The sequence below is a fragment of the Mucilaginibacter sp. GW821-FHT07H05 genome (assembly GCF_059418485.1).
The window spans coordinates 507,750-519,978 of the sequence record NZ_JBWKPY010000004.1; the positions used below are offsets into that span (position 1 = coordinate 507,750).

At 46.0% G+C, this 12,229-nt stretch carries 9 protein-coding genes; 6 read left to right on the top strand and 3 right to left on the bottom strand.

Going from position 1 to position 12,229, the window contains the following annotated elements:
• Positions 1-16: 16 nt before the first annotated feature.
• Complete coding sequence (locus AC07M6_RS13365) at positions 17-1,411, bottom strand: TolC family protein (RefSeq protein WP_494890147.1); 1,395 nt, start codon at positions 1,409-1,411, stop codon at positions 17-19.
• Positions 1,412-1,754: 343 nt separating this feature from the next.
• On the opposite strand from AC07M6_RS13365, the gene AC07M6_RS13370 reads away from it, so the two are divergent.
• Both AC07M6_RS13370 and AC07M6_RS13375 read left to right on the top strand, forming a co-directional pair.
• Entirely contained in the window at positions 1,755-2,402 is a 648-nt protein-coding gene (locus AC07M6_RS13370; protein WP_494890149.1) for an ankyrin repeat domain-containing protein, read from the top strand.
• Between the two features lie 136 nt (positions 2,403-2,538).
• Complete coding sequence (locus AC07M6_RS13375) at positions 2,539-2,775, top strand: hypothetical protein (protein WP_494890151.1); 237 nt, start codon at positions 2,539-2,541, stop codon at positions 2,773-2,775.
• Positions 2,776-3,111: 336 nt separating this feature from the next.
• Here AC07M6_RS13375 and AC07M6_RS13380 read toward each other — a convergent pair whose 3' ends face one another.
• Positions 3,112-3,405, bottom strand: coding sequence for an RNA recognition motif domain-containing protein (locus AC07M6_RS13380; RefSeq protein ID WP_494890153.1), 294 nt, complete (start codon positions 3,403-3,405; stop codon positions 3,112-3,114).
• 177 nt (positions 3,406-3,582) lie between these two features.
• Positions 3,583-3,807, bottom strand: coding sequence for a hypothetical protein (locus AC07M6_RS13385; protein ID WP_494890155.1), 225 nt, complete (start codon positions 3,805-3,807; stop codon positions 3,583-3,585).
• A 368-nt stretch (positions 3,808-4,175) separates the two neighbouring features.
• Here AC07M6_RS13385 and AC07M6_RS13390 point away from each other — a divergent pair, with 368 nt between their 5' ends.
• The 4 genes from AC07M6_RS13390 (at position 4,176) to AC07M6_RS13405 (ending at position 12,227) form a co-directional block, all read left to right on the top strand.
• Positions 4,176-5,507, top strand: a complete 1,332-nt coding sequence (locus tag AC07M6_RS13390; RefSeq protein ID WP_494890157.1) for a serine/threonine-protein kinase — start codon at positions 4,176-4,178, stop codon at positions 5,505-5,507.
• Between the two features lie 119 nt (positions 5,508-5,626).
• Positions 5,627-6,577 carry a hypothetical protein gene (locus AC07M6_RS13395; RefSeq protein WP_494890159.1) on the top strand — a complete coding sequence of 317 codons (951 nt, stop codon included), beginning with the start codon at positions 5,627-5,629 and terminating at the stop codon, positions 6,575-6,577.
• Between the two features lie 95 nt (positions 6,578-6,672).
• Entirely contained in the window at positions 6,673-8,103 is a 1,431-nt protein-coding gene (locus AC07M6_RS13400) for a PP2C family protein-serine/threonine phosphatase (protein WP_494890161.1), read from the top strand.
• Positions 8,103-12,227, top strand: a complete 4,125-nt coding sequence (locus AC07M6_RS13405) for an FtsW/RodA/SpoVE family cell cycle protein (protein ID WP_494890163.1) — start codon at positions 8,103-8,105, stop codon at positions 12,225-12,227. The genes AC07M6_RS13400 and AC07M6_RS13405 overlap by 1 nt, the downstream gene beginning before the upstream one ends.
• Positions 12,228-12,229: the final 2 nt, after the last annotated feature.

A 12,229-nucleotide genomic window follows, 5' to 3' on the forward strand; every position in this document is an offset into this window, starting at 1 on the left:
GTAATCCTGCTTATTGTTAAAAATTATTGATAAAGATCCCGAAATCGCCGGTGGCGGCCGCTTTATACAGCATGGCCTGCCACACATTATTATAGGCAATATCACGGTCGGTTTCGGCCCGGTTCAGGGTAAACAGCGCCGTAGTAAAGTCGACGATATTAGATAAGCCGTTTTTGTAAAGCGTATATTTTTGCAGGTAAGCATCGCCCGCGGCCTTTACCTGTATGGGCGCTTCGCTATAGTTTTTCAGCGCGTTGCTGATCCTGGTTTCGGCTAACTGCTGCTGGGCGCTGAGGCGCTGCGTAACCAGATCGTACTCATCCTTATACTGCATAGAAGTATATTTTTGCGATTGCACCTGGTATTTGATGCGCAGGGGATTAGTCAGGTTCCATACCATGCCTACGCCAAACAGGTAATTGTAGCGGGTAGGGTCAACCCCGGCACCGTAGCTGCGGGTATAATCATTCTGGTTGGTCGCGTAATCCGGCTTAAAGCCCGATCCCCTGCCCTGCATCACACCAAATAAACTGAAAGTGGGGTAGGCAAATGTTTTATAATACTTAGTCTGCTCGTCGCTTACACCTATCCTGTTCTCGTAATATTTTAACAGCGGGTGATTTTGTATGGTTACAGCCGCCTGCTGATCTGCCGACCGGGGCGCTTTGGTTACAAACACGCTATCCAGCGTAAAGGCCTGTGGTGGAATGCCTAAATACTGGGCCAGGATGTTGGCTTGCTCCTGCTCCACGTCCTGCGCTCGGGTCAGGGCTATTTTAGCGCTGGATACCTCGGCATTGGCCAGTGAACTGTCTACACCTGCATTCAATCCGTTCTTTACACGGGCTATTACTACGCGCGTGAGTTCCTGCGCGCGGGCCAAATTATTTTCCTGCGATTTGGATAAGCGCTGGGCGGCCAGCAAATTAAGATAAGCGCCCGCAACCCGCACCTCGTGCTGAAATTGTTCCTGCTGCAGGTCGGTCTCATTCAGGTTTACTACGCTTTGCTGTACCTTAATTTTTTCCTTAGCGCGGCCAAAAGTAAAAAAATCCCAATTGATATTACCCAGGTATAAGGCGCCGAAAGCCGAGTTCCAGTTTTGATTGTTGAGCGCCGGGCCAGATGAGGCTACGCTGAGGCCGCGGTAACCATAAAGCGGGCCGTTGGTTCCGTTAACCGTACCGTAATCCTGCTGTGCCGATACGCTGAGATCGGGCAGGTATTCTGATTTTGTTTCTTTTAAATATGCTTTTGAAGCATTTAGCTGGCTGGCTTTAGCTTTTATAGTACCGTAATTATCCAGGGCCGTTTGTATGGCCTCTTTCATGGTCAACACCTTTTGCCCGTGGGCATTAAAAGCAAAAAAACAACCCGCTAAACCTAAAAAAACACCGATGGTATTTTTCATGATCATAGGGGTAGTGTAGGTAGTGCACAAATTAAGTTATTATGCATTGAAAAATAAAAGCATTTTAATAAACGTCACGAATAAATGACATATAAGTAATTATTGTGCTAAAATGATACAAATTTAGTTTGGGCGATTTTAACAACAAAGTACAGAGAGCCTCACCCTGCTCTCTCCAGTGGAGAGGGTTCTAAAAATGTGCTTCTTAAGTCCTCTCCTTTGGAGAGGATTTAGGTGAGGCCTTCTCTGTGAGCTCTGTGAAAAATCTCCGTGCCCTCCGTGGTTAAATCGTCGTAATATTTCATTTATACATTGATAACCTTTTTTTCGTAATATTGAATTAATGAACACCGATAAACTGGAAGAACTGATTGCCGCCGGCGACTTAAACGGACTAAACACATTATTACAGGAAAACCCAGCCCTCGCGAAGGCGCCAACCAGTCATAACGTTTCGCCGCTGATGCTGTCGTGCTACTTTAAAAAGCCCGAGGTATCTGCGCTGCTGCTGAAGTTTGTGGATGAAGTGAGCTTATTTGAAGCATCGGCCGTGGGTAAGTTTGATGTGGTGGCCTATATTGTTGGCACCCACCCAGATTCGGTTAACGATTATGCTCCTGATGGCTTTACTCCCCTGGGCTTAGCCTGTTATTTTGGCCAGGCCGAGGTAGCCCGTTACCTGGTACTAAAGGGCGCCGATGTTAACCTGCCATCAAACAATGGTTTCCATGTGTATCCTATCCACTCGGCCGTGGCCGGTAATTATACCGATATTGCCCGTATGCTGGTTAATGCCGGCGCGCAGGTTAATGTAAAACAACAGGCCGGCTCTACGCCCTTGCATTCGGCGGCACAAAATGGCAATACCGAGATATTGATACTGTTGTTAGAACATGGCGCCGAAGTAAATACCCGTATGGAAGGCGGCAAGCTGCCAGCCGATCTGGCTAAAGAAAAAGGCTTTGAGGAGATAGCGGAGATACTGAGCTAAAGTCGGGAAGACGGAAAGTCCGGAAGTCGGGAAGCAAAAGATTATTATAGTATTAGTAAATTAGCAGTTATATCAACCAATTATACACCCATCCGGATTTCCGTCTTTCGGACTTCCGGACTTTCGGACTGAAAATATGAAAGCAGAAAAGACAATTATGGTAACCGGTAAGGAGTACCAGCATATAAAAGAACACCTGGAACATAACCCCGACTATGAGTACCATGCCGGCAGCGAGTTTGATCCGGAGATTATTAAGGTAACCGAGATCTATTTAGATACCGACCCCGACTTTACCCGCAACCCCAAACAGTTTGCCCGCATTAATGATGATCTGAGCGTGCAGGTGAAGATTGTTTTTGAGGAGGAATGACCTCTCCTAATCCTCTCCGAAGGAGAGTAGGGTAGCCCCTGCCCGGGGCATTATGATTTCTGTTACGTTTCTACAAACAGGTAGTCCCTCCGGGACATAAAACCTGGCTTATCCATCCATATTCGATGATGCTTCTATGTCCCGGAGTGACTACCTGTTTGTAGCATGGAAGAAAAAAATGGAATTGTCCCCAGCGGGGACTACCCTTATAAACTCATATCCATAATGTCTATTCATGGCTATTACTCTTCGGAGAGGGTAGGATGAGGTCCACAAAAAAAGCCGGACGGTACCGGCTTATATGTATTTCAATAAAATTTTGTTTGTAAAGCAGGTTTAAAACCTGCGCTTGCCACCGTTGCCGCCGCCGCCATTGGTTGGGCGCGGGCCTTTATCTTCGGCTACGTTAACACGGATAATGTTCTCATAATAACGTTGACCGTTCATGTATTTAATGGCTTCCTTGGCTTCATCCTCGTTCACCATTTCAACAAAACCAAAGCCTTTGCTTTGCTTTGTTTGATGATCTTTAATAATACGGAGCGATTTTACCGGCCCGAAATCACTAAAAACCTCTGTTAATTCGCCCTCTCCTACTTGTAAGGGCAGTCCTGAAATAAATACCTTCATTAAATGTTTTGAAATTGTTTTTTGATGGCACAAAGATACACATTTGGCGGCCGATAATTGTAGTAGAAAGGTAAATAAGTGGTGAGAAAGTTCATGGATAATAGTTAATGGTTCATGACAGATATATTGCAGCAAAACCGCTCCTCCACTATGAACTATGAACCATCAACTATGAACTCACCTCCCAAATACCATCTTCCAAAGCATAGCCACCTCGCGTTTAACAGCACGTGGGCAACTCTGGTTAAAGCGGATGCCGGGGCGGGTATTATCCGGGTTTTTAACTATTGGATAGGCCGGGTGCAATACCGTAAAATAACTGGCCATATTCATGTTTTTTGTAAGGCTTGTGGTATGTACCAGTGAGCCAAACTCATTAAGCTTTTGATAAAACGCATTCATAAGCATCGGGGGTTGTTATCCATCCTGTTTAGCAATAATAAAATAACAGATAGTTAAATTATTTGTTCAGTATGATAACATCCTTTTTATCAACAGCTTACTCACATAAACAGGGCGGGATATCAACAGGATATTAACAAGCCATGTGGATAATTACGCTGATTATAAGCATCTTAAACAAAAGGACAAAGTTTAAAAAAACAGAGATCTCCGTTCATAAATTACCTGTAAGTTAACTTGCCTGCAACCGGATAAAATGGCAATACCCTGCAGATTTTTTAAGGGCATACAATTTGCAAACAAATATGCAGTTAAATGTGAACTAAAGCCTTTTATTGTTGTTAGAATTTACGTACCATTAATTAAGCATGAGCAAAGTATTTACAATAACCGAAGGCCTTGAAAACATGGGGGCATTGCGAACGGGTGGACAAGGTTCGGTTTACAAAGGCCGCCGCATAGGGCCTATTATTACAGCTGTAAAAATTTTACCCACACCCATCCATACCGAAAGTATGGACGACAAAAATTACCGTAATTTCCTGAATGAGGTAGATAAACTAAAAAAAGTTAACGAAATACCCAATCCCAACGTCGTAAAAATACTCAACTCGGGCATTACCGAAAGCGGATCGTTCCCCTTTATTGAAATGGAGTTTATTGAAGGGCCTGATCTTGGCGAACTGCTGACAGCGCCTAACGATATACTGTTTAAATTAAAAGATGCGGTAAAATTAGCCGATCAGCTGGCTTGCGCCCTGGCACATTGCCATAAGGTTGGCGTTAAGCACGGCGATATCAAAAGTAATAATATCAAATTCAATATCTACTCGGGCAATTATGTACTGCTGGATTTTGGCCTGTCGGTTATGTCCGACGAGCAGCGCCGTACCAGCATGCGCCATGCCGGGGCTATTGAGTTTATGGCGCCCGAGCAAAACGAAGGCAAGATGTTATTCCAAACCGATATTTACAGCTATGGGGTTATCTTGTACGAATTATTAGCCGGCACCGTGCCTTTCCCTTTACATGATAACGGCGAAACCGCCCGCAACGCCGTAATGGTTGCCCACATGGAATCGCCCGTACCCGATCTGTTGCAGCTGCGCAAACAAAACCTGCCTGCAAACTGGTCGGCGCAACAGCAGAAACACGAGATGAATGTACCGGGCTGGTTACTAAAATTAGTATATAAATGCCTGGAAAAATCGCCTGACAGCCGGTATGCCAATGGTATGGAACTGCACGATGCCATTATAGAAAACAGCATTGCCGACATCCGGGCCGATGAACCCGTTAAAACTGACAAGGTAGTTGCGCAGCAGGAAGTAGCAGAAATTGTTGAAGAAGCAAGCACTGCCGGACCGGATTACAGTAATATGATCCAAATGTCTAAACCGGTATTTGCAGGTTTGATTATCTTGCTGCTGGGTTTTATGACTTACACCTCTTACTTATTATTCACCAGGCGGGCAATACCGATTAATCCGGCTACACAGACAATGCCCGATTCGGCCCAAACCGATAGTAACACGATCAGAAGGAACGCCGCGGCAGCCAGGCGCGAAAAACAACGGCTTACCGATTCCATTATCAATGCCGGTATTAAGGAGCAAATAGAAAAAGACAGGCAAAAAAACATGTACGAACCGGATAGCGCGGCCATCGACACTACAAATAACCCTCCGGGCAATGATTAAAATCGCGACAGGCCTGGTTATTAACTATAAGTATAATAATTAATAGTTCAAACATCTGTGCCTGTAAACCTGTTAATTTAGAGTGACTTGAATAACTAAAACCCGATATATTAATTTACATGAATCCTAAAACTTCTATCTGGCAACGTATGGGGATACAGGACTGGTTTTTAACCAGCGAAAACACCTCCAAATCTAAAAAACAGCAAATCCTCACGCCCGATGACGTTTATAATTATGTGATCGATAAGTTTAGCGACTCTATCCGCCAGCTATCCTTTGCGGATCGGGTTGTGTTTTACCACGAGTATATTATCAGCTTTAACCCTGATGATTACCAGGAGTTTATGAACAATAAACAGGGTATCTTCGGGCTGATTGTGAATGAAACGGTTAAAAAGTTCTATGAGCAATTAAAGCAATACCGGGCCGCAGGTAAAACGGTAGTACCATCAAGTTCTAAATGGGTGTTCCGTTTAGTATCGCATCCCGATTATGCCCGCGGAGATATCGGCTTTATAGGGAAATTACTGCCGGGCAGCACTAAAAAAGAAGAAAACCTAAGGGTAACCTTCATTCCCCGTCAAACAGGCATCGCGCAAACATTTGATGTAAGTCAGGATATATTAAAGGGTTTTAATTATTACAGCGAAGGATACTATGAGTTGCCTTATATCGGCGACCTGGAATATGATGAAGATTCCCCTGCCGATGACCGCAAAAAAAGCTTCGCCCGGTTTGAAACTATCCTCCCCGAAAAGCAGTTTGCAGGCAAAAAGGTAGAATATATCATGAAGGATGACGAGATCATCGTTTCGGGCGATGAGGAAACCCGTGAAGATACTAACATCTTTAAACTGCCTACCGAATGGGTGAATACGCCGCATTTGCAGATCAGGTATAATAAATCGGATGGTAAATTTTACCTCGCTTCGTTTGGCGAGCGCACTATTTTAAACGAAAACGAGGTACAGCGAAGCGATGTTAACTCGCCATCGTGGGTGGAACTGCCCGTAAACTCAAAGATCTTGCTGAACGGAATAGTGGGCGTTAACATATTTAAATCGTAAGCTTATGTCACATATATTATCGGCTGCTTTGTTGGTTATTGTGATCGTATTATTAGTTACTCATTTTTCAGATATTAAAAACTCACGCAAAACCAATGGCTGATCAGTTTTATGGCTTAACAGATACCGGGAAGGAACGGACCAATAACGAAGATACCTTTATTGCGCAGCAAAGCGCCGACGGTAAATTTGTGATTGCCTGTGTTATAGATGGCGTTGGCGGTTACGCGGGCGGGGAAGTTGCGGCAGCTTTGGCCCGCGAAGCGATATTGCAGCGGCTTGACAGGCCTGTGGGCGAGGTGATCCCCATTATGATTGATTGCTTTAACCTGGCTAATCAAAAAATACTGGCCGAAAAAAAACAGGTAAAGGAACACGATAGCATGGCCTGCGTGGCCACCCTTGCTTTAATTGATCTGGAGCATAATCAATTTTACTATGCCCACGTGGGCGATACCCGCTTATACCTGCTGCGCGATAATTCCCTGATCAAAATATCTCACGATCAATCCTTCGTCGGCTTTTTAGAGGATACCGGCCGTTTGACGGAAGAGGCTGCTATGGCCCACCCCAAGCGTAACGAAATTAATAAAGCCCTGGGCTTTGAATCAAACCTGGCAAAGGATAGCGATTATATGGAGACCGGGCAATCGCCTTTTTTACCGGGTGATATGCTGCTACTTTGCAGCGACGGACTGACGGATATGGTTGGCAAAGCCGAAATAACGGACATTATCACCCAGGATAATTCCTTAAAAGATAAATGCCGCGATTTGATAGCTGCAGCTAATCAGCATGGGGGTAAGGATAATATTACCGCTGTGCTGGTGCAAAACAACAAGCAATCTTCAACATACAATGCTACCATGCCTGCCATCAGTCAAAAAAAAAATGAACCGGCAGATGAACCCGCGCCGGCGGCAAAGCCCCATAACATAGTGCAGCCGCAGCAGCATCCGGCACCTGCAAAAAGCAGTGGGGTAACTATTACCATACTATCTGTCCTCGCCTTATTGTTCCTGGGCACTACCGTTTGGCAATTTCTGCAAAAACCGGCTACAGAGCCGGTGGTGAAATCAGCGCCCCAGCCTGTCAAAAGGCCTTTAAATCCGCTGGAAATAAAGTTACAGGATACGATAGATCATCTGAAAGGCAATTTACTGGTACTTACTGACGCGGCTTTTCCTTCGCCTGTTATGATCAGCCGGGCCATCCAGATAAAAAAAGACACGCTATTTATTAAAACCAAAGGACGGATTGAATTGCAAAGCGATACCGCTTATACCGGCGCGGCGTTTAACCTTTCCAAACAATGCAAAGTAGTATTGCTGGATAGTTTAACCATTAAAAACTTCCAAACAGGCGTCATCGCCTATCATAACGCGTTACTGCTTAAAAATGTACGTTTTGTTAATTGCGCGGTACCATTGCAAAACCTGTTTGCTATCCCCAATAACAAATACATCAGCGGCGGTATCCCAACCTTTAAGGCCGATTCTACACCGGTAACTCACAAGCAAAAATAATGGAGCAACAAAATGTAATGCCGGTTAACCGCAAAAAGGAACGCTTGTTCCTTTTATTGATTGCATTGGTATTAGGCCTATTGTTTATCCGCCTGTTTTATATCGAACAAAAAAACTTTACCGATGTAAATAAACGCTTGCGGGATGGCACCATGGTAAACCTGAATGCCAAAAAACCGGCTAAAAAGATCCGTACCTTGCTGGAAAAAGGCTACTATTTTGAAGATAAACGCGATATCGACCTGATTGAAAGCGTTATAGCCAACCGCGTAACCGCTGTTGACAAGTTTGAGAACATTGGCGAGCTGAACAAGAAAAAATACAATGTTGCCGCCGAAGAAGGCATGAGCAAGGGCGGCAAAATATTTCAGCAGCGGGTAATCGTTTCACGTTCGCTGTTAGGCTATACCGGCGATGATTCTCTTCGTTTTGTACAGGAAAGCACCAGGCCCCCTGTATTGCCTGCTGTTACCGATGTAGGCTTATCCGGCAGTTCCATATCCGGACAGGTATTGGATAAAAAAGTACCGGTAGCGGGGGTATTGATCCGACTGCAAATGCTGTTGCCACAGGATAGCACCTATAATGACGAGGAGGCCGACCAGGTAAAAAACAAAGTAGAAGATGGGCCCGGCTTTACAAAAACATATATTATTGACGAGCAGAAGCGCCAGCACCTGCAATCGCTTACAGCCTTTGCCCGTACCGATCGGGAGGGAAATTATACGTTTAAAAATCTCCCGGCAGGTAAAGCATTTGAAGTTTTGCCGCTGCAGCCTAACTACCAGTTCGGCCGCTCGGCAGGTACCGAAAACTTGGATGAGGACGCGGTATTTAACTTCTCCCGTTCGCCGCATACCATCAAGCTGCTGTCAACCCGCGATTTCAATATCCTGAAAAAGGAAAAGTCATTTATTATCCGTACCCCGGGCGAATTTAACCGTTGGTTTTGGATCATCATTATCTGCTTTTTCGGCTGTTTCGCCATCACCCACCTTATTTTAAGCTGGAAATTCAACACAGCCGATCAATTGATCCTGCCCTTTATCATGGTACTCACCGGGCTATCGTTTTTAACCTTGTTAAGTTTGCAGGATCCGCTGCGCGACCGTTTTTTGGCAAAGGACTCGCTGGTTTACCTGGGCATGGGCTTTGCGGCCATGTTGGTGATGCTGCTGTTTAATTTACGCCGCTTTACGGTCGATTCCGCCCTGTACCGTTTACTCATCTTTAAAAACAACCGTAAAGCGGCCAATGGCTGGCCCTGGATCATTATCGCTATCGGGTTACTGGCATTAACTATTCGTTTTGGTTCGGGTCCCGAAGGCAGCGGTGTTAAAGTGAACCTGTTTGGTTTTCAGCCCAGCGAGATTGTAAAATACCTGGTTATTATATTTCTGGCCGGATTTTTTGCCACTAATGAGAAATTTATCAGCGAATACGCCAGTTTTAAAAGGCGGGCGTCCTTCTTTTCATTCGCGGTAATATCCATCGCGGTAGCCTTATTCCTGTTCCTGATGCTGGGCGATCTGGGGCCGGCCATGGTGATCTGTTTTACCTTCATCATCCTGTTCTCCTTCTCGCGCGGCGATTTTATGTTCATGGCCGCTGCCGTATTATTTTACGTATTGATCACCTGGATCTTTAAAAACGTATGGCTTTCGGCGCTGCTGACTATTGTGATACTGGTAGGGGTAACCTTGTACAAACGCAAGCAGTTGAGCGAGTCGGCCATTATGGCGCTCATCATTATTGCCGGGTTTTTAACCATTGATAAGATCCCTCATTTAGATAAGCTGATCCCCGGCCCGGTACAGCGTTTGGTCGACCGTAAAGCCATCTGGCAAAATGCCTGGGATAACGAGGTTTACGGCGGCGATCAGGTAGCTAACGGCCTTTGGGCCATGGCCAGCGGGGGCATAACAGGCCAGGGCGTGGGCGAAGGCTTCGCCAAAACCATCCCCGAGGCGCATACCGATATGATCCTGCCATCTATAGGCGAAGAATTTGGCTGGACGGGTATTGTATGCATTTTCCTGGTGTTTTTGCTCTACCTGCACCGGTCTATCATCATCGGGCGGCAAACGGGTACGCCGTTCCTGTTTTACTTATGCGCGGGTATTGGTGTCTGCACCTTTGTGCAATTCCTGTTAATAGCCGGCGGCTCAACCGGGGCCTTGCCGTTATCGGGGGTATCTTTACCGTTCCAAAGTTATGGCGGGTCGTCATTGGTGGCTAACTTTTTAGCGGCAGGGTTTTTATTATCAGCATCGCGGGTAAAGGGCACACCGGTGCAAATGAATTATATTACCAAACAGCAGGACCGCAACCTGGTACCTGCCCTGATGATGGCCTGTATCGGCATTTTATTGCTGACCATTAATGTATCCCGTTACTTGTTTGATAATGCCAAATGGATCGTTAAACCATCCTTAGTGGCCGACCGCAGCGGCGCGCGGATGTTTAGCTATAACCCGCGTATTGCTATATTAATGAACAAGCTACAGGCAGGTACGCTATACGACCGTGAAGGCCGCATACTGGCCACCAGCAACCCGCAACTGATCCAAAAGCAACGGAAGTTATTAGATGCTTCAGGCATACAGGGCTATAATTTAGATTCGGCCATGCATAAGCGTTTAACCCGTTATTACCCGTTTGAAGAACAAATGTTTTTTTGGGTGGGCGATGCCAATACGGGCGTTTTCAATGGCAGCACCAACGGCTACTTTGCCGAGTATGAGCATGCCGCTGAACTGCGCGGCTTTAAAATGCCTGTAGCTAATTATAATACGCACGCCAGCCGCTACCAGGAAGACCGCTTTTTGCCGCGCGGGGTAAAAGAGATGTCGGTAAGTAAAAAAGATTACAGCGCTTTAACGCCCCTCTTAATTGCCGGCATTAACAGTAAAGCGGTGGAAAGATTTAAAAAGCGCAACCGCGATGTGCAGCTAACCGTTGATGCCGGCCTGCAAACCAGCATACAAAGATCCTTAGCTACCGATACTTCCTTGTTGGATAACCGCGTATCGGTGGTGATTATGCTGCCCAATACCGGCGACGTATTGGCATCGGCGGTTTACCCGCTGCCGCCCGTGCATAACTGGGACCAGCTGACAATGCCCGTTAACGATCAAAATAAACTATCGCAATGGATGACCACTGCTGATCTTGGCTTTACCTATGCCACCCAGCCGGGATCAACGGCTAAGGTTTTAACCACCATGGCCGCGTTTAATAAACTGGGGTTAGCCGCCGCTGATAAAAAATTTACTGTTGCAAGTTGGGAACGAATCCGCACCAAGGGCATAGAGCCTGACGAGACCGGGGTGATCACGCTGGAAAGAGCGGTAGCCAAATCAAACAATGTGTACTTTATTAAGTTAGCTAATCAGGAGCATTTGCAAGAGGATATGGCTACGCTATATTTAAAAACCGGCATGTTTTTACATGGTGTTGGCGGTTATTTTTACGGCAAACAACCTGATAATGCCGCACAGGAAGAAAAATGGCGCGACCTATGGCGCAAAACCGAGTTTAATACCCGGCCCCGGTACGATCCGAACAATATCCGCCGCACCCGCGCCAAGGGTATCTCGGGTATGGCCTGGGGGCAAGGCGAGCTGATCGCCACGCCGGCAGCAGTTGCACGGCTGGTATCGGGCGTAGCTAATAATGGCAATTTAATAGCCAACCGTTTTGTGCTGAAAGTGAGCGATACTGCGCAGGCGGTAAAAGGCAGCATCAAACTGGCAAACGATCCGCAATATGCGGCGCTGATTACTCAGTACATGATTGAACAAAGCCGGCCAAAAGAGTGGATACTGGGTTTAAACGTAGCTGGCAAAACCGGTACGCCCGAAAGGATCTGGAAAAAGGAGGGCATTAACGATGGCTGGTACGTATTTTTTGCGCCGATGGCAAAAAGCAAAGGTAATATAGTGGTATGCGTACGGATAGAATCGACAAAAGGATCGTCGGACGCGGTGCATCTGGCGGCTAACCATGTGATCCCTTTCTTAATTAAAAAGGGCTATATCAAAAGTATTATACCGCCTGCAGAAAAAGCGATAGCTGCACCTGCTAAAGAAGAAGTGGTTGCAACAGAAGAGGTAACAAATTAAAA